Source organism: Mesorhizobium sp. M0052 (genome assembly GCF_040323255.1).
In the GTDB taxonomy this organism is placed as follows: domain Bacteria; phylum Pseudomonadota; class Alphaproteobacteria; order Rhizobiales; family Rhizobiaceae; genus Mesorhizobium.
In genome coordinates this window covers 1-25,750 of record NZ_JAMYUS010000026.1, presented here as the reverse complement: position 1 = coordinate 25,750, position 25,750 = coordinate 1, and the positions used below count along the sequence as shown (strand labels likewise).

18 protein-coding genes and 9 pseudogenes are annotated in these 25,750 nt (G+C 58.3%); 11 read left to right on the top strand and 16 right to left on the bottom strand.

The window, feature by feature from the left end:
* Window positions 1-8: 8 nt before the first annotated feature.
* Window positions 9-1,340 carry a dimethylsulfonioproprionate lyase DddP gene (gene dddP, locus NKJ77_RS27450; protein WP_352536028.1) on the bottom strand — a complete coding sequence of 444 codons (1,332 nt, stop codon included), beginning with the start codon at window positions 1,338-1,340 and terminating at the stop codon, window positions 9-11.
* 261 nt (window positions 1,341-1,601) lie between these two features.
* Complete coding sequence (locus NKJ77_RS27445; protein ID WP_352536027.1) at window positions 1,602-3,254, bottom strand: ABC transporter substrate-binding protein; 1,653 nt, start codon at window positions 3,252-3,254, stop codon at window positions 1,602-1,604.
* Window positions 3,255-4,075: 821 nt separating this feature from the next.
* On the opposite strand from NKJ77_RS27445, the pseudogene NKJ77_RS27440 reads away from it, so the two are divergent.
* Window positions 4,076-4,162 (top strand): annotated as a pseudogene (locus NKJ77_RS27440) (hypothetical protein); the annotation flags it as partial.
* Between the two features lie 327 nt (window positions 4,163-4,489).
* Here the strand turns inward: NKJ77_RS27440 and NKJ77_RS27435 are convergent.
* From NKJ77_RS27435 to NKJ77_RS27420, 4 genes and pseudogenes are all read right to left on the bottom strand, one after another.
* A pseudogene (locus NKJ77_RS27435) lies at window positions 4,490-4,570 on the bottom strand (transposase); the annotation flags it as partial.
* Between the two features lie 112 nt (window positions 4,571-4,682).
* Entirely contained in the window at window positions 4,683-5,696 is a 1,014-nt protein-coding gene (locus NKJ77_RS27430) for a GlxA family transcriptional regulator (RefSeq protein ID WP_352536026.1), read from the bottom strand.
* A 33-nt stretch (window positions 5,697-5,729) separates the two neighbouring features.
* Window positions 5,730-6,428 carry a cobalamin B12-binding domain-containing protein gene (locus NKJ77_RS27425; protein WP_352536025.1) on the bottom strand — a complete coding sequence of 233 codons (699 nt, stop codon included), beginning with the start codon at window positions 6,426-6,428 and terminating at the stop codon, window positions 5,730-5,732.
* A gap of 500 nt (window positions 6,429-6,928) precedes the next feature.
* A complete protein-coding gene (locus NKJ77_RS27420; RefSeq protein WP_352536024.1) occupies window positions 6,929-8,467 on the bottom strand; it encodes a trimethylamine methyltransferase family protein in 1,539 nt (512 codons plus the stop codon).
* A 645-nt stretch (window positions 8,468-9,112) separates the two neighbouring features.
* On the opposite strand from NKJ77_RS27420, the gene NKJ77_RS27415 reads away from it, so the two are divergent.
* Window positions 9,113-10,300, top strand: coding sequence for an IS701 family transposase (locus tag NKJ77_RS27415; protein ID WP_352536023.1), 1,188 nt, complete (start codon window positions 9,113-9,115; stop codon window positions 10,298-10,300).
* A 194-nt stretch (window positions 10,301-10,494) separates the two neighbouring features.
* Here NKJ77_RS27415 and NKJ77_RS27410 read toward each other — a convergent pair.
* A protein-coding gene (locus NKJ77_RS27410) for an IS630 family transposase (RefSeq protein ID WP_352536022.1) occupies window positions 10,495-11,438 on the bottom strand; the annotation gives its coding sequence in 2 pieces (ribosomal slippage) (window positions 10,495-11,102 and window positions 11,102-11,438; 945 coding nt in all).
* A 370-nt stretch (window positions 11,439-11,808) separates the two neighbouring features.
* On the opposite strand from NKJ77_RS27410, the pseudogene NKJ77_RS27405 reads away from it, so the two are divergent.
* A pseudogene (locus NKJ77_RS27405) lies at window positions 11,809-12,092 on the top strand (transposase); the annotation flags it as partial.
* Between the two features lie 133 nt (window positions 12,093-12,225).
* Here NKJ77_RS27405 and NKJ77_RS27400 read toward each other — a convergent pair.
* From NKJ77_RS27400 to NKJ77_RS27390, 3 pseudogenes are all read right to left on the bottom strand, one after another.
* Window positions 12,226-12,411, bottom strand: a pseudogene (locus tag NKJ77_RS27400) (transposase); the annotation flags it as partial.
* A 337-nt stretch (window positions 12,412-12,748) separates the two neighbouring features.
* A pseudogene (locus tag NKJ77_RS32435) lies at window positions 12,749-12,944 on the bottom strand (IS630 family transposase); the annotation flags it as partial.
* 129 nt (window positions 12,945-13,073) lie between these two features.
* Window positions 13,074-13,537: pseudogene (locus NKJ77_RS27390) on the bottom strand (IS91 family transposase); the annotation flags it as partial.
* A 225-nt stretch (window positions 13,538-13,762) separates the two neighbouring features.
* On the opposite strand from NKJ77_RS27390, the gene NKJ77_RS27385 reads away from it, so the two are divergent.
* On the top strand, window positions 13,763-14,296 hold the full coding sequence (locus NKJ77_RS27385; protein ID WP_352536020.1) for an SET domain-containing protein-lysine N-methyltransferase: 534 nt from the start codon (window positions 13,763-13,765) through the stop codon (window positions 14,294-14,296).
* 24 nt (window positions 14,297-14,320) lie between these two features.
* Here NKJ77_RS27385 and NKJ77_RS27380 read toward each other — a convergent pair whose 3' ends face one another.
* Both NKJ77_RS27380 and NKJ77_RS27375 read right to left on the bottom strand, forming a co-directional pair.
* Entirely contained in the window at window positions 14,321-14,629 is a 309-nt protein-coding gene (locus NKJ77_RS27380; protein WP_502902122.1) for a transposase, read from the bottom strand.
* A 913-nt stretch (window positions 14,630-15,542) separates the two neighbouring features.
* Window positions 15,543-16,193 (bottom strand): hypothetical protein, encoded by a 651-nt coding sequence (locus NKJ77_RS27375; protein WP_352536019.1) that lies wholly within the window; start codon window positions 16,191-16,193, stop codon window positions 15,543-15,545.
* A 462-nt stretch (window positions 16,194-16,655) separates the two neighbouring features.
* On the opposite strand from NKJ77_RS27375, the gene NKJ77_RS27370 reads away from it, so the two are divergent.
* The 3 genes from NKJ77_RS27370 to NKJ77_RS27360 all read left to right on the top strand — a co-directional run bounded on the left by NKJ77_RS27370 (window position 16,656) and on the right by NKJ77_RS27360 (window position 17,568).
* Entirely contained in the window at window positions 16,656-16,877 is a 222-nt protein-coding gene (locus tag NKJ77_RS27370) for a tyrosine-type recombinase/integrase (RefSeq protein WP_502902123.1), read from the top strand.
* Between the two features lie 59 nt (window positions 16,878-16,936).
* Window positions 16,937-17,125, top strand: a complete 189-nt coding sequence (locus tag NKJ77_RS27365; protein WP_352536017.1) for a hypothetical protein — start codon at window positions 16,937-16,939, stop codon at window positions 17,123-17,125.
* Between the two features lie 86 nt (window positions 17,126-17,211).
* Window positions 17,212-17,568 (top strand): tyrosine-type recombinase/integrase, encoded by a 357-nt coding sequence (locus NKJ77_RS27360; RefSeq protein ID WP_352536016.1) that lies wholly within the window; start codon window positions 17,212-17,214, stop codon window positions 17,566-17,568.
* On the opposite strand, the gene NKJ77_RS27355 is transcribed toward NKJ77_RS27360, so the two are convergent.
* Window positions 17,562-17,738, bottom strand: coding sequence for a hypothetical protein (locus NKJ77_RS27355; RefSeq protein WP_352536015.1), 177 nt, complete (start codon window positions 17,736-17,738; stop codon window positions 17,562-17,564). The genes NKJ77_RS27360 and NKJ77_RS27355 overlap by 7 nt on opposite strands.
* Before the next feature lie 104 nt (window positions 17,739-17,842).
* Here NKJ77_RS27355 and NKJ77_RS27350 point away from each other — a divergent pair, with 104 nt between their 5' ends.
* Window positions 17,843-18,025: a hypothetical protein gene (locus tag NKJ77_RS27350; RefSeq protein ID WP_352536014.1), complete on the top strand. Its 183-nt coding sequence runs from the start codon at window positions 17,843-17,845 to the stop codon at window positions 18,023-18,025.
* A 229-nt stretch (window positions 18,026-18,254) separates the two neighbouring features.
* Here NKJ77_RS27350 and NKJ77_RS27345 read toward each other — a convergent pair whose 3' ends face one another.
* Window positions 18,255-18,407: a hypothetical protein gene (locus NKJ77_RS27345; protein WP_352536013.1), complete on the bottom strand. Its 153-nt coding sequence runs from the start codon at window positions 18,405-18,407 to the stop codon at window positions 18,255-18,257.
* A 270-nt stretch (window positions 18,408-18,677) separates the two neighbouring features.
* Between NKJ77_RS27345 and NKJ77_RS27340 the strand changes: the two are divergent.
* A pseudogene (locus NKJ77_RS27340) lies at window positions 18,678-18,923 on the top strand (transposase); the annotation flags it as partial.
* 234 nt (window positions 18,924-19,157) lie between these two features.
* Here NKJ77_RS27340 and NKJ77_RS27335 read toward each other — a convergent pair.
* Window positions 19,158-20,019: pseudogene (locus NKJ77_RS27335) on the bottom strand (aspartyl/asparaginyl beta-hydroxylase domain-containing protein).
* A 52-nt stretch (window positions 20,020-20,071) separates the two neighbouring features.
* The gene (locus tag NKJ77_RS27330) at window positions 20,072-22,711 is read right to left on the bottom strand and encodes an AMP-binding protein (RefSeq protein ID WP_352536012.1); all 2,640 of its coding nucleotides are present in this window, start codon (window positions 22,709-22,711) and stop codon (window positions 20,072-20,074) included.
* Window positions 22,712-24,006: 1,295 nt separating this feature from the next.
* Here NKJ77_RS27330 and NKJ77_RS27320 point away from each other — a divergent pair.
* Window positions 24,007-24,624 (top strand): hypothetical protein, encoded by a 618-nt coding sequence (locus NKJ77_RS27320; RefSeq protein ID WP_352536011.1) that lies wholly within the window; start codon window positions 24,007-24,009, stop codon window positions 24,622-24,624.
* Window positions 24,625-24,771: 147 nt separating this feature from the next.
* A pseudogene (locus tag NKJ77_RS27315) lies at window positions 24,772-25,677 on the top strand (transposase); the annotation flags it as partial.
* Window positions 25,678-25,750: the final 73 nt, after the last annotated feature.

Here is a 25,750-nt window from a genome sequence, read left to right as displayed (position 1 = left end):
CCCCTCGCCTACACCATCAAGGCACTGTCAAACGGACACTTGGTCAGATTTTCGGTCCCTTTTTCCGTTATTAGAACCTGTTCTTCGAGCTTCACACCATCACGCCCCCCAACCGCGCCGACATACGCCTCCACGCATAAGGTCATGCCGGGCTCAAGGACGTAGTCGAACGCCCCCGGTACGAAGTCCTCGGGATATGCGATTGCAGGATATTCATCGCAAAGCCCAATGCCGTGAATCATCACGCCATACCGCTGCGCTATAAATTCAGCGGGCAGCCTGTGGCTGCGCTCTGTTAGTTCCGTAAACGACACGCCAGGCTTCAGCATGGCCATGTTTGTCATGATATGTTCGTAGGCAATCGCGTGGAGGCGCCGTTGTTCGTCGCTCGGGCGGCCATCCCCACAAAACCAGGTTCGAGAGATGTCGGCACACATGCCGTAAGGCCCGACCATGTCGGTATCGAACGCAAGCAGATCACCTGAAACGATCCGCCGTGGGCCGGCTTCCTGCATCCAGGGGTTGGTTCGAGGTCCTGACGTCAGGATTCGAGTCTCGATCCACTCGCCGCCGCGAGCAATGTTCTCCGCATGGAGAACCGACCACAGTTCTGTCTCGGCTATTCCGGGCTGCAGCTGGTCGCGCATCTTGGCGACTGCGATCTCGCAAGTAGCTAGCGAGCAGCGCATCGCATTGATCTCGTCGATACCTTTAATCGCTCGAGCGTGCTCCATGAGCTGCATGCCATTGCAGACCTCGATGCCAACGGCATCCAGTGCGCGTAGCCCTGGAATTTCAATTCTGTCGACAGCCAATCGCCGGTTCCTACCGCCGAAGCGGCGCACAAGCTCGTCCACCTGGTCAGCAAATTGCTTGGCTGCCGCCTCCTCCTCATCGCCTGCCGAAAAGTAGAAGAATCCTGCGCCGCCCTCTCGGGTCTCGTTGATCAATGGTAGATAGCTCGACAGGTGGCCGCAGCGGTGAAAATCCCAAAGCACGACATATCCGTCCGCGGAAATGAACGCCGCCCGGGAGGGGTTGTGCATAATCCAGATTTGCATGTTCGAGGAATCGGTTGCATACCGGATGTTGATCGGATCAAAGCACAACACTCCGGCGTAATCCCGCTGACGGAGTTGCTGCACAATCCTGTCGAGCCGGGTCTTTCGCATCCGTTCGAGGTTAGGCGCTGTGAGACCCTGATCGGCCCACTCGGCAAATGCGAGATCAGTTGGCCCGATCTCCACGCGATCATTATCATAGATGCTGCCATCCGGCTTAACAGCACCAGCTCCTTTCGTAGGATCGATTTTGCGCTTGACGAGGGAGAACGATGACATGGCGAAGGATCCGAACTTGTTGGTAGACATTGATTTACGGCAAGATCGGCGCGCAGTTGAAGAGGGAAAAAACACCCATCAGGTATAAGTACAGCTTACTTGATTGCCTTATATGTCAGTCGGACTGCGGTTACCTGGACCTCTTCGCCGTCTGGCAGCATGCCCGGTGCACAGCATGTGCTCGGTTTTCAAGTTTCGCGGCATCCTCGCCCGATCAAGTGGCCTGCGACAGGCCACTTGATCGCTTTGTCAGCCGCTATTTCAGGCACCGTCGGCGAGCCAGGCCTTCCCTAACTCGATGTCGAATGTCGGGTGCATTCCGAAGCCCTTAACGTTCTTCGTGGAATGGCGAAACACCGACAGCCAGTAAGGTTGGATGAGTATACCGGAATCTTGCAAAAGCGTTTCCAAGTCCTTCATGATTGCCTTGCGCTTAACCGGATCTGGCACAGCCAAGGCCGCGTCCAATTTCTCGTCGAACTGCGGGTTGGACCATGACGTCTCGTTCCATGCGGCACCGCTTCGATAAGCAAGTTCCAACACCTGAACTCCCAACGGTCGGTGGTTCCAGTTGGTTGCCGACATCGGGTACTTCGACCAATCGTTGTAGAAGGTGCTGGCGGGCAGAACGGTTCGCTTCACCTTGAAGCCCGCCTCGCGGAGCTGTGCGGCAATCGCATCGCCCGTGTCCTTGATCCAGTCGGCATCGGGGCTGATGATGTCGTGCTCAAAATCCATCTGACCGGCTTCGGCCATCAGGCGCTTGGCAGCGTCAACATCACGTTTCTTTTCTGGCAGCGGATAGTACTCCGGATGCAGGGGCGCGACGTGATAGTTTGCCCCAAGAGTACCGAGCCCGTTGTATGCAAGCTGCAGCACCGAATTGTTATCGACCGCGAGTTGCAACGCATTACGCACTCGCTGATCATCGTAGGGTTTATTTGTAACCTTCGTGCGGCATATAACGGTCGTCGCCGTCTTGGCTTCAGACGTCACCAAACCCAACGACTCGTACTCTTTGATTTGACCGGGATAGGTTTGATAGTTGGCATCGACCTCCCCTGAGTCGAAAGCGCTGGAAAGAGCCGAGGGGTCGGTGCCGTAGTCGATGAAGTGAACTTCGTCCAAGAAGACTTCACCGCCCCACCAACTTCCGTCGGTCCGACGCTTGAAGCTGGCTTGCTGGCCGACGTCCCACGATACCAATTCGAAGGGCCCCGTGCCGACGGAATGGGTCTGTATCTCAGACCCATTCTTCTCAAAATCGCGGTGAACGATCAAACCAGGATAGTCCACGAATCCGGGAATGATTGTTATGTCGGGCTTCGGGAGGGTGAGTTTAACTGTATAATTGTCGACCTTGCCGATCGAGCCTTCCCTCGCATTCCCGGTCTTTTCATCGATAAGCCGCGCCATTCGCCCGGCCATAGAATTTCCCGGCACGTCCTTTTCGCACCAGCGCTGCAGATTGAACACTACGTCATCAGCGGTAAAATCGTCACCGTTTTGCCATTTGACGCCCTTGCGGACATGCAGAACGTATTCCGTCGCGGCGTCATTGACGTCCCAACTCTCCAAGAGAGCCGGCTCGAAGGTGTATTCTTTCGTATATCTGACCAACGGCTCCAAGAACTGGCGAAGGACGTTGCCGAGCTCGGGAGTGTCACTGACGCGAGGATCCTTCGCTCCGTAGACAAGCATTGCTACTCTCAACTTCCCGCCCTTTTTCCCCGCCTCATCTGCGTGTGCCGGCGGCACGGCACAGAGCATCGAATACGCTACTGCTGTCGACGCGCCGAAGATTGAAGCGAGCGCCAGGAACTCACGCCGATCCATTTTCCCCTGTTTTGTCTCTTCAGCTAAACCTTCCAGCGACTTGGGCAGGGCTTTGCCCTTTCTATTGAAGAATTTCATCCGAACTCCGAGTGACATGGTTGCTTGTTGAACGACCTTGGACCGTCATAGTCGGAACGCGGACTTTTCGGGTCTCAATGAGATGGCTCTGCGAGTACAGCGCCGCCGCTACGCACGGACTCCTTAGCGAACCTTAAAGTTTGATCTCATGCTGCTGTAGGCGGAAAAGGATGCGGTCTGGTATAAGGAGTCTTTATACCAGCACTTGTTAGGGACCAAAGCACCGCTTGTACCTGATTATCCTTAATAGGCGTTTGGAGGCATAACCCGCCGTGAGTCGATCGAGCCAGGAACTCGCACCCAGGAACTATGATAGACCCCAGCCCGGTTGATAATGTCAAAGCTGCGACCACTCGTTCCATCTACTCATTCGCTGTTTGTTTTTGAGGCTGCAGCCCGCACTCTCAGCTTCAAGCGCGTGGCCAAAGTTACCCAGCCGAGCGTCTCCTTGACTGCGTGTTTCGGCAATTCCCGGACCCCCTGTCCGGCTTTTGCGAAATGCGCACCTTGACAATAAAGACGATGGAAAGCGCTGTAGGGTTGTGCTCTTAAAAGAGACAACCGAGGCGTCCGGCTACGGAAGCAGGGGCTGAACTTTACGACGAAGTGCGTGCTGGCTTCCGACGTATCGCGCAAACCCTGGAGAGTATTTCGCTGAAACGGTCATGCGGCTATTCAAAAGCTATCGCCTCGGATCTTGGCAGCGACGATGGTGGATGGTCTCTGGAGATCGATAGCAACGATCCTCAGGCCGTCAACTTTCAGAAACCACCGGTCTGTCGGAGGGAGAGTACAAGGGCATCGCTTACATCACACCTCGGGTGAAGTTGGAATTCGGCGCTCGGTGCGATCCATGGCCGACTGGGGAGCGGACGATTCGACCATATGCGGCCGACGACTTGCCGGATTTCTTGGAGGATACCGACTGCGCCGTCACCGTGCTGTCCGCACGACGCACATTCTGGGAAAATAGTGATGACGAAACAGTGGATCAGCATGCCGTAAGCCCATGCAAAAAAGCGGGGTTCGTACCCGAACCATTATTGGGAACGGCGGGCGCGGATCTCATCATGGCCTGGCTGCAACCGCAGGCCACTCGCGAGAGGCCGGGACATTTATGCAACTGGAATCGTCATTTGCGATGTCGCGAACCTTTGCACGACGGAGCGGCCCATAAATTTTTTGACGGAAGCTCACGCAGCGCCAAGGCTTCGGCTTCGGGCATCTGGTCGGCGAAGCAGCTTCTTCAGCTTGGCGTTCTCGTCTTCCAGAGCCTTCAGCCGCTTGGCGTCAGAGACGTCCATCCCGCCATGCTTAGTGGGATGGTCCGCCCCATCACCGCCGCGCTAATATGGCCGACGCAGCAAAATGGAGGATAAGGGAGCTTCGATCGTAGGCGTGGGCACCAGCGCCTCATGGAAGACGACCTCATCGGCAATCGCTAGGGGCGGCCCCATGCATTGCCCTGAAGCACTTGGAGAAATGCGAAGGCGACTGGAAGCCACACGCAATTGCTACTTCCGTGAGGCTCAAATTCGTCCCGTCTATCAGTCGTCGAGCGTGTTCGAGCCTAATGCGTCTGTAGTGCCTCGATGGCGAAGTTCCAACCTGCTCCAGGAATAGACGTTCGAGTTGTCGCCTGGAAATCTTGCAAAGCATTGCCAGCTTCGTGAGATTGAGCGGGTGCTCAACGTTGTCCTCCATAAGGTGGAGCGCCGCAGCCAGTTTCCTGCTCCTCCCAGCAAACGCGAGACCGGCCGGGCTGGTCTGACGGTCGCAACCAGAGCGGCGGCTTACCGCCGTGGCATAACGGCACACCTCCCGACAGATGCTCGCATTGGTATGCCGGGCGACCAGATCCAGGGCAAGGTCAAATGCGGCGAGTTCACCGGCACATGTGGAAAATTGCCCGTCCGTCACGAACAAGGCATTGCAAACGTTCGATTCCTTGAAGGTTTCCGAGAACGCAGCCAACCGTGACCAGTGGATAGTGCATCGGGTGTCTGCCAGCAGTCCCGCCTGTGCGAGTAGCCAGGTTGCTGCACCCATAGCGGTTATTTTGACGTTCCTGCGAGCAATGTTGCGAAGAAAGTGATTGACCTGCGGCAATTTACGGGGATCTAGAGAATGGCCTGCAACAATGACCACGTGGTCATATCTTTGACCATCGGTGACGAAATCAGCAGCGTCGGCCGCGGCTGCAACTTGGAGTCCTATCGAACTTGGGACTGACTTGCCATCGAGGCTTATCACTCTCCAGCAAAAGACCTCCCTCCCCGCCAGAGAATTTGCGACACGCAGCGGCTCAATATAGGCCCCGAGCGCCAGATGCGAGAAACCTGGCAGGATTAGAATAGCTAGACTGAGTGGCTCTTGCTGACCGACACTATCGGCGGCGAGAACGCCGGCGTCCACAATTGCAAGGTGGGAGTGCACATTCATTTGGTGTTCAATATTGGTTAGGAGTCAAAGCGTTTACTGCCCGCTGCGAACGTTGTGCTTGCGTTTCATGAAATCCTTGGCGGTCTCGACCGCCACCGCAGCGTCACGGCAATAGGCATCGGCGCCGACGGCCTTGCCGAATTCCTCGTTGAGCGGTGCGCCGCCGACCAGCACGACATAGTCGTCGCGAATGCCCTTTTCCTTCATGGTGTCGATGACCACCTTCATGTAGGGCATAGTGGTGGTGAGTAGCGCCGACATGCCGATGATGTCGGGCTTATGTTCCTCAATCGCTGCCATATATTTCTCGACCGCATTGTTGATGCCGAGATCGATGACGTCGAAGCCGGCGCCTTCCATCATCATGCCCACGAGATTCTTGCCGATGTCATGGATGTCCCCTTTGACGGTGCCGATCACCATCTTGCCCTGCTTCGGCGCGCCGGTAGCGATAAGCAGCGGTCGCAAGATGAACATGCCGGCCTTCATGGCGTTGGCTGACAGAAGCACTTCGGGAACGAACAGGATGCCGTCGCGAAAATCCTCGCCGACGATGCGCATGCCTTCAACCAGCGCTTCGGTGAGCACGGCGTAGGGCTGCCAGCCGCGCTCCAGAAGGATGTTGGTGCCTTTCTCGATCTCTTCCTTCAACCCGTCATAAAGGTCGTCGTGCATCTGCTGCACGAGCTCTTCGTCGGAAAGCTCGGAAAGGATGATCTCGTCCTCGGACATTCTCTAGCCTCGCTAAGATAAGCTGTGTTTTATTACCCTGCCGGCACCCGTGCCGCGGGTGCCGGCAGGCATACGCCTGAAAGCTTGGGAGATGGAAATCAGGCGACGAGCCAGATTTTTTTCAGGCCATCTGGTTGATCTGATGCATGCCGTAGTTTTTCACCTTGCTGTTCGCCGCCAGAGGTAAGGCTGGGGAGCGTTTTGAGGCCTGATCGATAACTGGTTCAGCATTCCGGGCTCTTCGGCCAAAGCCTCTGTCGGCGCGGCAGTCCCGATCATGTCATAGGCGAAAAACGGTGAACGCACCGAAGACGCTTGCCAAAATTGCAAACTCGCATCGGTCCACCCGTCCCGCGCGCGCTTCCTCCGCCATCGCCTCGACACGCGATCGGTATTGCTTCTAGGCAGGTGATACCGCCTCGCAAAAGTTCTCATGTGCGTTCCTCAGGCAACCCCCTCAGGCAACCCCCTCCTCCGGACACCTCTCGCTTTCGCCCAGCTCAGGCTAGGCTGGGCGAAATCTCCTGCTGGCGCTTCGCAACGAACGCATCCAATTCTTCGCGGACTGCAGCATCCATCGGCGGCGGTTCATAGCCTTCGATGATCGCCTTTGCCTTTTCGCGGCAGCGCTGGGCCATGTCCCTTGATCCTTTTGCTTTCCACTGCTCGTAGCTCAAGTAATCGAGGAGCTCTGGCGCGATGAACGCGTCCTTGAAGTGCTTAAGAGTGAATGAATCGCCTAGATAGTGCCCCCCCGGCCCGACCCGACGGACCGCTTCCAAGGCCTCATCGAAATAGTCGAACGATATCCCTTGCGCGTATTTCGCAATCAGGAGATTTTGCTCGGCGTCCGCCACGAACTTGGCGAAGCAGCAAACCATACCGGCTTCATCCCACCCACCGGCATGAAGAAGGAGGTTCGACGTTGCCGTAGCACCCGACATGTACGCGATGGCGGATTCGTATCCTGACTGGGCATCGAACGTTTTCGACGAGGACTGCGAGGCGGTGGTTCTCCACGGGATGCCGTATCGCCTCGCTAGTTGGCCAATCACTACGTTCAGGAGTGTTACCTCGGGCATACCCGACATGGGAGCTCCACTCCGCATCGAAACGGACACTGAGTACTGTCCGTAGATCATCTTGGCGCCGGGGGCCGTGAGTTGCGTATAGGCGAGCCCCGCGAGCGCCTCGGCATTTACCTGGGCGGCAGTCGCAGCAACATCCGCCGGTGTGTTAGCGGCCCCCAGGACGAAGGGAGAGAGCAGGACAACTTGGTTGGCCTCAGCATAGACGCGTAACCCTTCGAGCATGGTCGCGTCCCAGACGAGGGGAGAGTTGCCTGATATCTGGCCGATTATGACGGCGTTGGACTTCATGAATTCAGCGCCGTGAGCGATGCGTGCCATGGCGATAGAGTCTTCAGAGCGCTCCTGCCCCGTGGTCAAACCGAAGTACGGCAGATTCGTCTCGACAAGGCTGGAACGGTTGATGTGAAGATGCCGCCATGGAACAGCGATGTCCGTTGGTTCGCACGTAAAGCCGCCGGCCACTTGGAAGCCCGGCAACATCTGCGTTAGCCGATTTACATCCTTGAGGTCTTCCATCGTTGAAGACCGTCTCACGCCGTTGATATCCCGTACGTTGGGTGCACCCTGCATTGTGCCGAACGTCAACGTGTCTGGTGAGATTGTAACTCGCCGGTCGATGTCACGGGATCGCAGCTCGAAGCTGCGAGGTGCCTTGGCAATGAGGCCCATTACCATTTCTGGCTCGAGGTGGACCCGCTGACCCTGGACATCAGCTCCCGCTTCCCGCCACTGGCGTAGCGCGGTTTCATCCCGGAAATCAATTCCAATTTCCCGAAGGATCGCGAGCGATGCCTGATGAACGCGCTCAAGCTGGTCGGGACTGAGTGCCTCAACCGGCTTAATCCCGTAGCGAATGGTCGACAGACGCGGCGTCTTTTCTTCCGCTCGGGAAGCCACGAGCGATGCACGCCCACCGCGGCGCGTTGCAGGGAACTTGATTTGCGACATGATGCAATCCTGCTTTGCCACAGACTCCCCTCGTCGTTCCGACGCAGGCTCAGACTGGGCCTTGATATTCCTTGATAATACTTAATCGAAATCATGGAGAAAATCCGCAAAAGACGCAGTCAGAGATAAGTGACACTTATATCAGGAGACGCTTCGCGCGAATGGGCGAGGCTTGCGGCTGCGGGATAAACCAAAGGGTGTTGCCTGCCTGTTTTGAAGCGGAAGCGCGGGCGTTAAGTCTCGGAAAATATTTTGATTTGCTCGGGCGGCATCTGCACATAGTCACTAAACAACGAGCTAATTAACGGCTGTTCTCCGGGCAAGGTGACGGCAGTGCGTAATGGCGTCAAGCACGGGCCTGCCCCGCAAGCGCAGGCCCATTCTTCTGGCGGGGAAGATGCCGCAGCATCGTTAAGCGCGTCGTGCCCTCGACCAGAGTGCCAATAGCCAAGCCGCCGGGGCCTAGAATGAGATCTCCCTCCCAGAGCCGAAACGGCAGCGCTCTCCTGAGGTCCCGACGCCGGGACGAGGGCTTGGCAAGGTCGTCTGTAGTGCTGTGAATGCTGCGGCAAACCACGCTTCCTAGTACTACAGTTGCGGATCATTTGATTTTCTGATTCACTTCGACAGGTTATGGAGGAAGCCATGTCTGTCGCTTCGTGGTCAGGGTCTTTGTTGGCTTGGGAGCAGGAGCTCACAGCGCTGAAGGCGCGGGTTAGGCGGGTGTTTCCTCGTCGTGAACTGCGGGAGACGGGCGCAGATTTCCTTGACGGCCTTCTTTCCGGCATTGAGCGCAAGACAGGTTGGCTGATGGCTGAGCAGTCCGGAGCGGAGCGGCCCTATCGAATGCAGTCGCTGTTGGGGCGCAGCCACTGGGACGCGGATCGGCTCCGAGACGAGGTTCGCGATTATGTGGTGGAGGCGTTGGGCGATGAGGATGGCGTCCTGATCGTCGACGAGACGGGATTTGTGAAGAAGGGCGATCGTTCCGTTGGTGTCGCGCGTCAGTACTCTGGAACGGCGGGGCGGATCGAGAACAGCCAGATCGGTGTGTTCTTGGCTTACGCGAGTCGCTACGGCCAAGCGCTGGTCGATCGTCGCCTTTACCTGCCGGAGAGCTGGACGAAGGATCGGGCGCGATGTGCCAAGGCGTCGATCCCGGAGACGGTCGAATTTGCGACCAAGCCGAAGATGGCGCGCGCCATGGTCGAGGCGGCGCTCGATGCCGGCGTTCCGTGCGCTTACGTTCTGGGCGACGCTGTCTACGGGGCGGACAGCAGCCTTCGCCGGATGCTGGAAGCTCGCGAGCAGCCCTATGTCTTGGCGGTTCGAGGCGCTCACTTCATGCGCCGTGGAGGGGATCGTCGGTTTGAGGGAACCTCGCCCGAGGAACTGGCCGGCGAGTTCGCGCCCGAGGACTGGGTCTGTCATGCGGCAGGTGAAGGCGCCAAAGGGCCTCGGCTCTACGACTGGGCACGCATCCGCCGCCCTTGGACGTCAAAAGGCGGCTTCGAGCATTGGCTTCTGGTCCGCCGCAAGCGATCGACATCCGGAGAAAAAGCCTACTACCTGGTCTTCGCCCCGCCCGGTTCCTCCTTGGCCGAATTGGCGGCAGTGGCCGGCCTACGCTGGGCGATCGAGGAGTGCTTTGAGCGCGCCAAGGATGATCTCGGACTTGATCATTGCGAGGCTCGGTCCTGGCACGGATGGCATCGCCACGTGAGCCTGTGCATGGCCGCCCTGGCGTTCCTCTCCAAGCTATCGGCTGATCTTCGCCGCAGCGCATGGAGCAAACCGAACGAAACGAGTCCAAAGGAGTCAATCGCCGCCTGATTCGGATGACTGCACTCGTCCCGAGCGTCCCCGAGATCCGCTATCTCCTCGCCCGGATCCTCATCTTCCCACCGACACAAAAGCCCTTCATCATCGCCTGGTCGCTATAGCGACGACGACATCAGGCCGCGGCCATGATCGCTCACTACAAACGGCGCGGATATCCGCAACTGTAGTACTAGAGCACGTCCTGTTTAATCCGGTTCATATCCTGCGGCCTTAAAGTAGTTTGCGCATTCGGCTGGCGTGAACAGGTCGAGAAGCGGACCGACGGCGTCCCACAAAGCCTTGATGGTTCTCTCGGCCTTTGCTCGCAACAACGCCTTGAGCTTGGAGAAGGCGTTCTCGATGGGGTTGAAGTCGGGACTGTAGGGCGGCAGGTAGAGCAGGCTTGCCCCTGCGGCCTCAATCGCGTCGCGCACGCCGGCGGCCTTGTGGGCGGGCAGGTTGTCCATGACGACTACGTCGCCCTCCGACAATGTCGGGACCAGCACCTGCTCGACATAGGCCACGAATATGTTGCCGTTCATAGCGCCGTCGTAGACGAAGGGCGCTGTCATGCCCGTCAGCCGCAGCGCTCCGGTGAAGGTCGTGGTCTTCCAGTGGCCATGCGGCACGCCGGCCCGGCAGCGCTCGCCGCGCGGCGCTCTTCCACGCAGGCGGGCCATCTTTGTGGAGAGGCCGGTCTCGTCGATGAACACGAGCTTCGCCGGATCGAGATCGAGCTGGCCGTCGAACCAGTCCCGGCGCCGCTTCAGGACGTCGGGGCGATCCTGCTCCAGTGCGTGCGCGGACTTTTTTTGAATGTCCAGCCGTGGCCGCGAAGCCAGGCGCTCAAGGCGCTGCGGCTGATCCGCACCGAATGCTCGGCGCTGAGCCGCTCCACCATCTCGTTCAGCGTGATGTCCTTGCGCTCCTCGATCAGCCCGACGATGAAGGCTTCATGCGCATCGAGGCTGGAGGCGCGGCGGCGACCCTGCGGGCGTGGCGCCAGTTCGCCGATCTTCGCCCGCGCAATCCAGCGGATCGCGCTGGACACTCCCACGCCGAACCGCGCCGCCGCTTGCCGCGCCGACATGCCCTCGTCCGAAGCCTTCAAGACCCGCGACCGAAGATCCCCGCTCAATGCTCTTCCCATCGTCCACCTCCATCGAGGTGGATGTTGAATCAGCACAAAACGCACCCGTCACATCACAATCGATTCATCGATCACAGGACGTGCTCTAGATTGACCTGTCAGCTCTGGATCTGATGGCATGGTGTGGCGGCCTTCGCGCTGACCACGGACAGAAGCATGATCCTGGCGATGAGATGTCGTTCAGTCGTTCAGAGGGGACTTGACGATCGAAGGCCCATTACAGAAGCACTACTTTGGCAGGTTTTTAGCCGCGGGCGAGTTTTTGTTCCCGAAAGAGAGTGTGCGTATTTCATAGGAGGGTCGGCTTGTGGAGGGCCGACCAATGGATGTGGACTGGCAAGCCGATCTTGAGCACTGACTTCAACCGTTTTTGGCAGGTCTTTCACATCCAGCTTGGCGCCGGATGTGTCCGCTGTACATTGCTGGTCTGATCGGGCCGGGCGACCGTAAGAGCGTACACCGATGGCCGCGCGAGCGGGCGATGTCGGCGACGATGAGCTTCATCATTTTGTCGCGGCATGGGTTTTGGACAGCACTCCGGTTGAGGCCGCCCTGCTGAAGGAGGCAGATCGCCTGGTCGGCGACGAGGCGGGTTTTCTGGTCATCGACGACACAGCGTTATCGAAAAAGGGACAGCATTCCGTCGATGTCGCGCTCAATACGAGGTGGGTCTGTGAGCAGCCCATCAGCAATTGAGGGAGGAACTCGGCCTCGACAACTTCGAAGGCCGATCCTGGACTGGATTACATGGGAATGTCAGGAATCTTGTGCGTGAGGCCGGTTGTCGTCATTGGCTAACGAACCTTTCGCCGAAGACGACGGCGAATTGTGTCCTGGCCGCGAACCATTCGCGCGGGGCGCGTTTCCATTCCTCGGCGGCGTGGTTGAGAATCAGATATAGCAGCTTCATCGCGGCGTCGTCATTGGAAAAGTGACCGCGCGTTCGCACGGCCCGCCGCAGCTTTGTTCGGAGCTTTGCGACCACCGCTTCGGCCGTGACTGTCTCTATCGCTATTATACCGAGAGCCCGTTGCCCTGCACGGACCGCCTGTCATGGCGTCCAGAATGAAGGCTGCATGCCTCGTCCTGACTATGGTGCGAATCGGCTTGCCGCGGGTGGGCGCCGACTCGTGCTCAATCTGCAAAACCGCCCAAATCAATGGCAGGCTGGAACTAACGTCGCTTCAGCGGTTGCGCGATCAAAGCTTGGCTCCACGTCCCCGGCCTCCGAGTCGACGACGGCGGTCTCGATCAGGGTCATTCGACATCTTGTATCGCCTTTGTCGGTTTCCGGACCCAGGATTGTCGTACTAGAGCGGCGGACTTTCATGTGAGTCCATAGCCTGCGGCAGTGAGTAGTTTCTGCATTCTGTTGGAGAGAAGAGATTGCAGATATCGCCAATGGCCTGCCACAGGCGTCGATGGTTCTGATGGCCTTTGCGCGCAGATGCGCCTTGAGTTTGGCGAAAGCCATTTCGATCGGTTGAGATCGGGGCTGTAGGGCGGCAGGAAGAGCAGCAATAGCCTCTGGCCCGGATGGCTGCTTTGCGACTTTATGCGGTGGGACAAAGGTCTGGGTGCCGGCGGGCATGGCGACGGGTGCCGAACCAGATGATGTGGACACACCGGGCGTGATCATGAGGTATCATTCCAGAAGGGGTTCGGCGGCGCCTGTCCGCACCGCCAGGTGACGAGCGTGACCATCGCCCCTCCGCAGCATGGGCAGCGATGCGTCAACGCCAGGCGCTCGGCGGCGACAGCGGCGCTTTCGGCACTCGGTTCGAGATTGTTCTGCTGCTGGCTGATCAGCAGTCGGCGGCACAGGCCGAGCTTGGGGGGCGCGATAACCATTGGCGAGGAAGCCGTAGTGGCGGATGCGTGGAAGCCGTCGGGCAGCGTGTGCAGGAGGAAGCGGCGGATGAACTCATGGGCATCGAGCGCCATGACCTTCGTCCTGGCGCCATGACGATAATCCCGCCACGGAACGCGACGCGATCGTCGGCCATGTTGATCAGCCGGGAGTTGGCGGTGGCGACGCGGTGGGTGTAGCGGCCGAGATAGGCCAGCACCTGTTGCGGCCCACCTCTAGCCATTTTTGCCTCGAGCTAACAGCTGAAAGCGATGACATTTTTTTGGCTCGATCAGCCAGATTGGCACGAGTTTTGATTGCGTTTGGGTGTGAGACGGCGAGAGCGTCCAATGGTGGAACGAAGGAAGGAAAGCTACATGTCAGGTCGGCAAGAAAGCAACGGAAGATCCACTACATCGAAAATACGATTAACTTAGTCCGTATATAATTTTATTCTCAAAGGGAACGAATGGCTATGTCGACTTACAGCGAAAACAATCGTCTATCTATTTTGACGGACGACCTCGCGTGTGCAAGGCAAATTAATGCCCGCAACGTTACAGTGCTCAACACCGGTGGCGATCGGGGGCGCGGCGTATTCGCCGCGCGAGATTTCCTGCCGGGGGAGATTGTTATCATTGGGCTAGTTGACGGAACGGAAAAGATACGCACAACGAACTCGTTTCAATTGGACTGGAATGTCCATGCTCTTTTTCAGAAGCCCGCTGTAATTGTGAACCATTCATGTGCCCCAAATTTAGCGATTGTAGCTAATCGCTTCGGAGCCTATGACTTCGTGGCGATTGAGCAGATCTCTTCTGGTGTCGAAGTAACCTGGGACTACGCTACATCTGAATCCGAGTGCATCGGCATATCAGTATGTCTTTGTTCATCGGGAAATTGCCGAGGTTCAGCCGGGGGTTTCTCCGAGTTGCCCCGCGATCATCCGATGGTCATGTCAGGATATTACGCGCCATACCTCAACAAAACCCCGCGCAGCTCCCGATAAAGATATGGTCTCTTCCAAAGTTTGTCAGTTCTTAGAACCTGACTCGAAACTGTTGGAGGTGGAGTTGCGGCGGCGGAGCATGAGGCGGATAGAGGCGATGAAGACCCACGCTTCGGCGCTTGCGATAGTCGCCTCGAAATCCTTGGGGAGCCGGCGACAACACCCGAGCCAGGCGAAGGTTCGCTCGATGACCCATCGTCGCGGCAGCACCTCGAAGCCTTTGGCCGTGTCGGAGCGCTTGACGATTCGATGGTCCACGTGCCCAGGTCGGCGAGAGCCTGCGTCAGTTTTTTCTCCGCATTGCCGCCGTCGGCGAAGAGATGGCGCAACCACGGGTAAAGCTGTCGAATGGAGGCGATGACGCCGACTGCCCCATCCCTGTCCTGGATGTCGGCCTTATGCACCGTCAGCCTGACCAGGTGCCCCCTCGGGGTCGGTGATGATATGGCGCTTGCGGCCGACAATCTGTAGAATCGAGGCAGGGCGCGGTTGCGTTCCAGGGCGGAAGCGCTCCGTTTCCCTCCCCGCTCATCAAACCGGACGTGCGGAGCTACCGCATCCGGTTTCCGACTGGCGTTGTAGGGCCCACGGGGCGGCGCTCCCTGCCCGCGACGAAGACGCAGCACGCCCAGTTTCTCGGAGATGTTCTCTCAGGAGACCTGGCTCGTGCCACGTCCTTGCAGCTTGTGCCGTTTGCGCAGGAAGTTGCTGACGGGGTCATAGACATGTCGGTCAACGGCTTCGTAGCCGGCGCTCGGGTGCCGTGGCAGAAGTACGTCGACCGACCGAGCAGAACCCGGTTTAGTTGAGCTCGCACTCCGGCCACGCACCTTTGTTTCCCGGCCTTAGGAGTTCGCTGACTTTTGTCTTGACCCGTTGCACGCTATTGTTGGACGGGCTTGCGCCTAGATACCACCGGCCACCGCCGGGGAGGTAGTGTGGTCCCAACGAGTAGCCAGGGAGCGCTCCTGTCGGGCATCCTTCACCAAGGTCTTGGCCTCGTTGAGTGTCAGCCCGAGTTTCGTCATCACCGTCCGTGTCCACGCCAGCGCCTCGGCTGCATGACCGCGGCTGAGGATGACGAAGTCATCGGCATAGGAGATGACGTGAGCACGGAACGCTTGGCCGAGTCCGAATGTTTCAGGAAGCAGTTAGATGACCGAGAGCAGCGGGCTTGCGACCCCGCCCTGCGGCGTGCCGCACTTGGCTCGCCTGCCCCCCGCTCATGTGTTGTTTCCCGTCACCGTCACGCTCTTCGACCGGCGCCTTCAGCCACAGCTTGATCAGCCGCAGCACGTGCCGGTCGACAATGCGTCGGCCACCGATTTGAGGAGGTCCGAATGCGAGATCGTGTCGAAGTATTTCGACAAATCGGCGTCTCCCACGTCGGTATGGCCCGGCAGATTAGCCGGTGCATTTCCTTGACCGCCTCGCGTGCGCTGCGACGTGGTCGGTAGCGATAAGCGCTGTCCTCGAAGTCCGCCTCGAATATCGGTTCCGGCACCAGCTTGGCGGCGCTCTGAACCACCCAATCCCGAATGGTCGGGGTGCCAAGCGGGCGTTGGCCGCCGCCTGGGGTGCCAAGCGGGCGTTGGCCGCCGCCTGGCTTCGGGAGCATCACCCGCCGCAAAGGCTGTGGCCGGTAGGTCTTCGAGACAAGTTCCTCGCGCAGGCCTGCCAGCCACTTCCCCACGCCTTCCGCTTCGATCTGTGCGAACGCCAGACCGTTCACGCCCGGCGAGCCCGCATTGGCGCGGGCCAGCGCATGGGCATGGCGCAGTATGTCGTTGCGGCAGATCTTTTCGTAGAGCACATAGAAGCGGAAAGCGGACTCCGCCTCGCCTACAATGGAGCTTTCCCTGCTGATCTTATCGGGTGTTTCGAGGCTCTTCGCCAATCACCCCCTCCTCACCGACTTCGAAGCACACCAGAAGGCAGGGTCCTCCCCTCCGCCGGAATTAACCGGCCTCAACAGTCGTATGACCCTGGCCGACTCCCGCCCGGTCCACCGCCAGAAGCGATGTCGAAGCCGCGACCTCCGACCGGACGCGGGTCTCCCCCGATTACCCCGTATCTCCAACGTGCCGTGCGCAATACCCGGCAGACCGGATAGGTTCCCGTCCCGCCTGCGGGCTTATGCGATAGTGCGGTGTCTGATCGATCTCGGTCTGCGATCCAGCGAAGTCGTCAAGCTGCAGCTTGACGACAACAATTGTGCCGATTGACGACATCAACTGGGCCGACGGTACGATCAAGCTTGTCTGCACCAAGAGCCGATGCGCGGATGCTCTGCCGCTACCGTCCGAGACGGGAGCGGCGATTGCAGCCTTAGGAGCGGCCCGCGACGTCAAACTGGGCCATATTTGTTCGCCATGTTGCCCCTACGACGAGCCGATCACGACGAAGAGCGTCAGTGCTGGCCGGCTACCGACGATGTGGATGGACGCGGACCGGTGTCCACATTCTCCGCCACAGCATGGCGAGCCGACTTCTGCGCGCCGGCGCGCCGATGAAGGAGATTGCGGACATCCTGCGGCATCGAAGCCTCGACACGTCCGCCTTTACGCAAAGGTCGATCTGACCAATCTTGCAGCTGTGGCCCTACCCTAGCCGGGGAGCGCGCAATGACCGGCGCGCACCATGCTCTCGCTGGCAAAGGACTATTTGTCCGAACGCCGCACCCTTGGTTTCGCCCTCAGGATGCAGGGCCGTCAAATCACCGCCTTCGCCTTGTTTGCCGACGAGCGCGGTCACAGTGGCCCGCTCACCAACGATATCATCCTGAACTGGGTGCAAGGCCAGGCCAAACGGGCCAGTCCTTTCTCATAGGCCCGGCGCGTCGAGGCCCTTCGCCCGTTCGCGAGGTATCTTGCCCGGCTCGATCCCGGCACCGAGTTCCCACAGACAGCGACCTTGTGTCGTGCACATCGCCGCCTTGCACCGCACGTCTATTCGGAGCAGGAGATCTGCGACCTTGTGACGCTTCGTGCCTTGCTCCTGGGGGCGGGTTGCGGCCGGCAACCTACGCGACGATCTTTCGGCTGATCGCCGCTACGGGTCTGCGCCGGTCAGAAGCACTTCACCTGCGCTGCAGCCCTGTCAATCTCGATGGAGTATTCCTTACGGTTCGGAACACGAAGTTACGCAAATCTAGGCATGTGCCCATACCCGCCACCGTCGTAGCCAAGCTACGGCGCTATCTGGCGGTTCGCGCGCGTCCTGGTGCACTCACCGATGACTCACCCTGTTGTCGCGAAGCGGAGGATCAATAAAGTTTTCCAGAAGCTTCGCACCAACCTTGCTTGGCGCGCGGGGCGGCCATGGCAAGGTGCGTATTCACGACCTGCGCCACACCTTCATTTGCCGCCGTATCCAGCTCTGGTACGGACATGGCGCCGATATCGACAACGCCATGGCGGCGCTCTCGATCTACGTCGGCCACGCCAACTCTCCGATGCTTATTGGTATTTGACCGGCGTCCCGGAACTCATGGCGGTCACTGGCAAATGGTTCGAGCTGTTCGCTCTACGGTTGGAGGGGGTTATCATGACTGACCCCAAGCTGGCATCGTTCTTCCCCATCCTGCTGCAACGGTTTTTCGTCGAGCATCTGGGCAATGAGCGCATGGTGAGTACAACGTGCCCCCGGTCCAGCATCACGGATCGCCCAAGCACGGCGACGCTCTGCTCGCCGGCCTTTTCCGCTGCCGGCGCTGGGGACGCAAGCTGACGGTCCGCTACACAGGGACCAGATATAACATTCCGCGCTATTGCTGTTGGCGGGGTTTGCTCGACAATGGCGAGCCGCGCTGCATCGCATTCGGAGGACAGCGCGACGACGACGCCATCGAGGAAGCTCTTCTGCAATTGTCGAGCCGGGAGCGATTACCCTCGGCCGTCGAGGCCGAAGCACAAGCGGCCAGTCTCCTCGATCAGGTTCGTGGTGCGCTGGTGCGCGATCACGCGAGGCGGTACGCTACAGCGCCGATCGGGCATTCCGGCAGTATGACGCCATCGATCCGCAGAACCGGCTGGTCGCGGCGGAACTGGAGTTGGGATGGAACCGGGCGCTCGCGCGTGTCGGCGAGATAGAGAGCAGGATTGCAGCGCATGATGGCTCGACATTGCAACGGCACTTCTATTGCCAACACACGTCGCCGCGCTCGCCGCCGATCTCAAGGCTGGCTGGTCGGCGCCGACGACCGACGCAAGAAGCGCATATTGCGCACCGTCGTCCACGAGGTGGTCGCCGATATCGATGAAGAAGCCTCAGAGATCGTTCTCTTGATCCGTTGGATTGGCGGCGTCCACACCGAACTGCGCCTGCCGAAGCGGCGGCGAGGACGTAGGGCTGTTCCGGCGGCACCTTTCGCGCGTGGCCGCCGGAGGACAAGGCCCGGATAGTGCCGGAGAGCTACGAGGCGGGCGAGACGGTTTGTGCTGTGGCACGCCGGTATGAACTTTCCCCGCGGCAATTGTTCACCTGGCGTCGGCTGCTCGCCGGCCGATGGGGGAGGCAGCGATATCGGAATCCAAGACTGGGCAAACGTGTTGGTTTCATGTTGAAAACCAGCGATAGCTACGCGGGGGCGGCCCGATTTAGAGCTGGCGCAGGTTGTCGACGTTGAATGAACCATCTCTTGACCTTTGAACTTCAGTTGCTGTCTTCCGAACGAGCGTCCCTCGAGGGACGTCATGATCCCCAAATTGTTGTGTTTCAGGTCGTGTCGAGCAAGAGCCAGACATCACATCTCGACCGTTCAGGTTCAAAGAGGCCATTGCTTTTGAGAAGCGCACAACATCGACGAACAGAAGTGCATCTTTGCAGGTCGCGGGAAAGCGAACTATTGGCCTATGATGGACTACTTAATCACACCCGAACAATATTTCATGACCTCGCGAGCAGCACGATCAATGAGATAAAATCGCTCGAGCGAGTTGGCTTTTTCTATGAGCGTCGGGTCGCCACGACGCCGGCAGATTTCCTTCAACCAGCCATACATATCCTCGCAGTGGACCTTGTGGAAAAAGTGAAGCTTCGCAAGAATCGCGACGATCTCTCGATAATTGGCCTCACTGATAATCTCAGATAATCCCAGAATGGATGCGAGCGCTTCATTGGTCCACTCCTTGCGGATGTCGACCCTGGCATTTCTTGCCAATGGCTCTTCGACATTTCTTGCAACCTCGTCCAGAGGGCAAGTCCCCTCGATGTCGACCACAAGATGTAATCGTGGTGTTGGTGAGAAACATCCCGCGCTGTGCGAAAGGCTTGCATCACGGAACCAGATCTCACCTAGTCTCATGTGGAATATATTATTCTCCTCAGTATTTGCACACCCTCTCATTAGTGTCTATAACTAAGTGCGATCTAATAAACTTCCCGTCTAGTTCTAAGTAATCACGGTGATGAATTATACAAGCATTTTCTGATATGCGGATGGTCCGCGCGTAACGTATAGAGTCCCTATCAAAGTGATTTTCTAACAATTCATTGAGATAGGGCAAGGATTGGCCCAGAGGTGTTGCCACTGCTGGGCTCTCGTGGACGACCACTCTCTCCTCCTCCTGCTTCCCCGACCGATTGCGGAGCATGCAGAATTCCCACCGCCCGCACGCGAAATCCGAATATTCGGTCGAGAACTTGGACTTCGCCAAGACGGCCAAATCATCCGCCAGTCGCCTTTGGTCAAGCTGGACCACACCCAATAGCTGCGTTGTCATTATCTTGCCTCCGAATTTGCTCACTTCGAAAATCAGGCAGCCTCTGTGCGACTTATCCTATGGGATATGCGCGTTGTGCCTCGTTCCTGGCCTCTTCCTTAAGGAAGCCATATGGCTCATTCTGCATGGCGCGAACCAATATGGACTCTATGTCTTTCACGCTGACGAGCCTTGCGTAGGTTCCACCCAGCTCGAAGTCACGCCTGACGTCCTTCAATTCATGATCGTCGCGAGCGACGTCACGCGCAAGAAACCTATACTCGGGCCTTCCCACAACATCGCGAACATAGATCGATGATGAGACGTTCAGCGGCCCGGTCCCGAAATCAACGATACCGTCGATGTCGGTCGTCTTCATGTACGGCACATGCGCCAACAATTCGCAGCGGTGCACATGGGTAGCGACCGGGGTACCTAGGCCCATGACAAAGCCTCCAAGCTGGCTGATCAATCCAAAAATCGAGTCGTCACCGAACGGACTACATTTCCACCAGTCGGCTTCACACAATTCCTGCGTTCTCGGGCCGGTCACGACCATTGAATAAGCGGGATGTTTGGTGCGCCCAGCAGGAAGTTCTCGCATCAGGAGATCTGCCAACACCCCTGCTTCTGATTTGGTTTGCTTCCAATGAAAACGCTGCGTAGTGCAGTAGCTCAAAGTGAACGCTGGGAGAATAACGGTAGACGATGCGGAGATGCGCTCTATCCCTTCAAGAAGGATGGTCGCCGCCTCCTTGGCAGTCACATTTCTTAAAGCTGCAAGCGATGAATGCAGTACGACCACGCTCGGGTCCTGATTTTCAATGTATTCGACTATTTGTTCCAACTCGTCCTTAAGTTCGGCCTGCTGTCCGCCCTTGCCTGTAGTGCTCGCATGAGATTCGCTGCGATCTACGGATTGAATTCGCGTTGCCCACTCCCTGAGCGACAGATCTTGCTCTTGATAGACGTCCTCGCCAAACATGAGGTTTGCCTCGGCCAACTCGAGTTGGATGTCGAGGAAGTTCAATGAATCTATCTCGCACTCTCGAGCCATTATGTCGGGAAAGACCCATATTCCCTTGGCGGCGTGTACCGCTCGCAGCAAGTGATCCAACGGTGATCCAGCCGACTGTTCAGTCTGCGGTGTGGTAGGTTTGATGTTACGCCGGAGCGCCTCCTTGGCAATTTTCTGAAGAGCGCGCTGGTTGAGTTTTCCATTGGCGGTAAAAGGGAACCCGGCTAGAGGCACGACAAGCCTCGGAATACGATCATCCGGCAGGACATCCGTCAGTCGCCGATGAACTTTCATCACGTCGGCGTCCGCAGGCGTCACCATGCAGACCAGATCCTGGCCCTGATCGTCGCCTTTATCCACTACGACCACCGCTGAGTCGATGCATAGGCCTGTCCCGTCGATAGCGCTGGTAATCTCCCCTTTTTCCAGCCGGGTTCCTCGATACTTGATCTGATCGTCGTTTCTTCCAATAAATCGCAATCCGCTATCTACCGACGCTACGACATAGTCTCCCGTGCGGTACAGAATTTCTTTGCCGTTAGCAGTCGAGAATGGCACGAAGCTAAGTTTCGACTGCGCTTCATCCGCAACGTAGCGTTGGGACGCCTGCACGCCTCCCACCCAGAGCTCGCCCTCAACGTCAAAACCAACGTTGGCTTTGTTTTCGTCAAGAACATAGAAATCAACGTTGAGCGCTGGTTTTCCGATAAACATCGGCAGGTCTGCATCACCACGACGGCAATAGTGATAGCTCACGGCAACACAGCACTCGGTTGGGCCGTAGCTGTTTATTAGCGTCGCGCTGGGAAGCACCTTGTAAAATCGCCGCCGAACAGAATCGGGCAGGGATTCGCCATTGCAAACAATGAACTTTAGATCGATTAACCGTTGCGCTAAATAAGGGAGCCGTTCGAGAGTTCCAAGGAAGCGTCGCAGCAACGTTGGAACCATCTGAATGACGTTCGTACGGCTTTGAACTAGGAATTCGATTGTTTGAACGATCTGCGCATTTAGTTGCGTGGTAGGTAAAACGATTGTGCCGCCGGTCGCGAATGGTACGAAGAACTCCGGAATCGAGACATCGAATGCTGGCCGTGTAAGCTGCGAGATGCTGGTGCACTCCGAGAAGTCGACCATGTCGATGTACCAGTCGACCAAATTTAGAAGAGCTGCGTGGGAAACCGGCACCCCTTTCGGGATTCCAGTGCTCCCGGAGGTGTGCATGATGTATGCTATGTCTGAGAAGCCCGAGTTGATGCCCTCGCCCATCGGAATGCCTTCAACGCGCATCAAACCACTTGGATCCGAACTAACGGTCGCTTTGGCGTTCGTATTGCGGATTATGTGGTCCAACCGGGCGTTGGAATCCGATGGATCAACAGGCACGTAGGCAACACCCAGCATTTGGGTAGCAAGAATGACGGTGACAAGATCAACCGATCGCGGGAGTTTGACTACTACCGCATCGCCAGGGCGGATGCCGATGGCTTCGAACCGCCCAATAAGACTTGACGCGCACGTCCCCAACTCCCGATAGCTTACGTCGCCGCGCTCATTCGTACGCACGGCAATGTTCGATGGAAATTTGTCCAAAGTCCTAGCGATAATATCTGGCAATTTGTCGTGACCAAAGCGTGACGACCGGCTCGGACCGGATAGGGTCGGCATCAGGCTTTGCATCGTGTGCGTCTCCATTACAATTTCCGTTCAGCCCTGAGGCTTTCAGGTATCAACTTGGGAGCTTTGCTCGGTGACGAGGTCTGGTCGAAGTCAAGGCCGCGAGAGGGCGGCCAATCTCATTTTTCGCTCAGCATCGCGACATGGGACCTTCAACTATCGTGCCAAATAAGCCTGAGAGAGCCGAAAAAATGTATCCGCCTAGTTCAATGGTTTACGGCGGGAACAGCCCGAACGCTATCGTGTCGTGGCCGATAGATCCGACAGCAGTTGTCGGTTACCCGACGTCTTCCGACAATGGGATACTTCGCGATGTATCTGGAGATCGCTTTATCAGATTCGCTATGCGAACCCACGCAGCCAGCAGCCGTCTCAGGAGAAGTCACGCCTATGCCGGCGGATCACGGACTGGACCGCCTGATGGCATTACAATTCAGGAGGCTGCCTGCGGGAGCGCGCGGGAGTTTGGCTCTGGTTCCCGAGCCTCCGTGCGAATTTGCAAAAGAAAGAGCCGAAGATGTTTCGCACCGCCAATAAGTCGTCGAGCTCGAAATTCGTGGCTTACGAAGTCCCCGCATCCTAGATAAGATGGCCCTTTCGCCAGCTTGCTGCGCGGCACGAAAAACCGCGTTGATCGTATTTCGGCTCGGCCTCTGCACGGACCTTATGATTCTTTAGCCGTTGGCTTTGGGTACGCGTTTGCCAATTTGAGGCGCGCGCCTGTTCGGTTGAGAACATCCACTTGAAGCGACGCCACTGGTGTTCCGCAGGTGCTCCCAGGCAGCAGTCTCTGGAACGAGGCGATCGTAGCTTTCAAATCCGACGATCGAGGCACCGGCCGCCCAGAACGCCGATTTCGATCTCGACCATGTTGAGGCAGTTGGCGTGCGGGTCGACAGATTGTCGAGCACCATCCTGACGCGTTCGGCTTGGGGGTAATGTCGACGAGGTCGCGCATGCAGCGGGCGGAGTCGTCGGCCGCGCGCCGGTAATCTTCACCTTGCGCGAAGCCGCTCGCGAGCGCGCCGTTAATAGCGCTGTAGCTGCTACGCGGGAGCGGCGAGGGTGTGGCATCCTTTGGCGCTGTCGAACCAACCAAAGGAGCGCCCCCATGTCGCAAGCATTTGACGCGACCCGGTCCCTCGCCCCTTCGACCAAGGTACGACGTTGGTTGTTGTGGTCGAGATGAGCCAATCGAAGTATCGAAGTGGCTGGTCGCAGCGATTGTTCCAGGACTTGAGCTCTCTGCGCACCGTGGAAGGCACTTTGGTGCCAGAGAACACGCGCGCCGAACTGAGCCGCAACTATACCGAATGCGGCTGCTACACGAACAGATCCGCGAGATCGAACGCGAGCGCTTGCGCCCCGCTTCCACGGTACCTGCGGCGGAGCAAGGGGCGCATGCGATGGTTCGTCTCCTCGCGCGGGTCATCGGGATTGGCGTCGAGACGACAGACATGCTGGTCCATGAGATTTTGTCGCGCGACTTACGCGATCGAAGAGCGATCGCCCGGGACGCGGGTCTCATCGGGCGCGGCAAACGCCGGCGCGAGAAAGGGCTCGCACGGGCCGGCAAAGCGCGCGTTCGCCACGGCATGGTCCTGCTGGGGTGGCGCTTTCTACAATACCAAAAGGACAGCGCCCTTGCCCAATGGTTTACGGCGCGCACCGCCGATGGTCGCGGCGGCACGCGCAAGACAATGATCGTGGCACTGGGGCGCAAACTGTTGATAGCACTATGGCGACTGGTCACGACTGGTGAAATCCCGACAGGCGTCGTTTTGGCGCTGCATGATGCCAGAGGAGGGAGACAGCCGATCCGGCGGACCGGAAGAGGTCTGCTGGCAAGGATTTTCCGAGGTGGCGGTGCCATCGCGGGCTCACGTGAACTTGTCGTATCGGTCATTTTCTTTGAAGCCAGAGTATACTAGTTTAGCTAGTGTCCGTCCATAAACGGCAAGTTCTTGAAATTACTTGAGGAATCGTAATTTTCCACAGGAAAGCTCCGGCGGTTTCAGATACACTTTGGCATCATACCACTGATTCCAAAGCGTTTTCTGCCACCCCCGGAGCCGACAATGCGCCAAGAACGCACCGTCCAAGCCAGTGTATTCGATCTTTTCGCCGGACACGAGATCGGCCGTGAGCTGAAGGGCATGTCCGATTGGCTGGACGAGCAGCGTCACTTGACCGGGCTGGTGGCCGCCGACCTGCGCCGGCACGGGGTCAAGGAGACCGGCCGCGAGGGCCTGCCGGCGGAGGCGGTGCTGCGCTGCGCGCTGCTCAAGCAGCATCGCCAGCTCAGCTACCAGGAACTGGCTTTCCACCTGGAGGACTCCGCCTCGTTCCGGGCGTTTGCCCGGCTGCCATGGGGATGGAGCCCGAAGAAGTCGGTCCTGCACAAGATGATCAGCGCGATCCGGGCCTCGACCTGGGAAGACATCAACGAGGTGCTGCTTTCGAGCGCCCGCCACGAGAAGCTGGAAAGCGGCAGGGTGATACGTGTGGACAGCACCGTCACCGCAGCCCTCATCCACGAGCCGAGCGATAGCAGCCTGTTGTGGGACGCCGTACGGGTGATGGTTCGCCTGCTGCGGCAGGCGGATAAATTGGGCAACGGCGCGCTTTCCTGGCACGATCACTGCCGCGCGGCCAAGAAGCGGGCGCGGGCGATCCAATACACCCGCGGCCGCCCGAAACGGGTTCAACTCTATCGCGAATTGCTCGGGATCACCCGCACGACGCTGGGCTGTCTCCGACAGGCGGCGGAGTGGCTGACCCCGGCGGCTGACCTGGACGTTATCGTCTGGCAGGAGCAACTGCGCCACTATCGACCGCTGATCGAGCAGATCATCGCCCAGACCGAGCGGCGGGTGCTGGCCGGCGAGGCGGTGCCGGCCGCCGAGAAGCTGGTCAGCCTGTTCGAACCGCATGCCGACATCATCGTCAAGGGCGGCCGCGATGTCCATTATGGCCACAAGATCCTATGAGGAGGGTGGATAGCGACCTGCGCTGTGGCAAAGGTGAGGTTGCTAAACCCTAGACACCCTACCTTGG

Coding starts and splice junctions, on each gene's coding strand:
- NKJ77_RS27445 (WP_352536027.1), bottom strand. CDS start 3,254: ATGAAATTCTTCAATAGAAAGGGCAAAGCCCTGCCCAAGTCGCTGGAA.
- NKJ77_RS27385 (WP_352536020.1), top strand. CDS start 13,763: ATGTCGACTTACAGCGAAAACAATCGTCTATCTATTTTGACGGACGAC.
- NKJ77_RS27350 (WP_352536014.1), top strand. CDS start 17,843: ATGACTGACCCCAAGCTGGCATCGTTCTTCCCCATCCTGCTGCAACGG.
- dddP (WP_352536028.1), bottom strand. CDS start 1,340: ATGTCATCGTTCTCCCTCGTCAAGCGCAAAATCGATCCTACGAAAGGA.
- NKJ77_RS27425 (WP_352536025.1), bottom strand. CDS start 6,428: ATGTCCGAGGACGAGATCATCCTTTCCGAGCTTTCCGACGAAGAGCTC.
- NKJ77_RS27430 (WP_352536026.1), bottom strand. CDS start 5,696: ATGAATGTGCACTCCCACCTTGCAATTGTGGACGCCGGCGTTCTCGCC.
- NKJ77_RS27345 (WP_352536013.1), bottom strand. CDS start 18,407: ATGCGCTGCAATCCTGCTCTCTATCTCGCCGACACGCGCGAGCGCCCG.
- NKJ77_RS27420 (WP_352536024.1), bottom strand. CDS start 8,467: ATGTCGCAAATCAAGTTCCCTGCAACGCGCCGCGGTGGGCGTGCATCG.
- NKJ77_RS27330 (WP_352536012.1), bottom strand. CDS start 22,711: ATGGAGACGCACACGATGCAAAGCCTGATGCCGACCCTATCCGGTCCG.
- NKJ77_RS27320 (WP_352536011.1), top strand. CDS start 24,007: ATGCGGCTGCTACACGAACAGATCCGCGAGATCGAACGCGAGCGCTTG.
- NKJ77_RS27415 (WP_352536023.1), top strand. CDS start 9,113: ATGTCTGTCGCTTCGTGGTCAGGGTCTTTGTTGGCTTGGGAGCAGGAG.
- NKJ77_RS27365 (WP_352536017.1), top strand. CDS start 16,937: ATGCTCTCGCTGGCAAAGGACTATTTGTCCGAACGCCGCACCCTTGGT.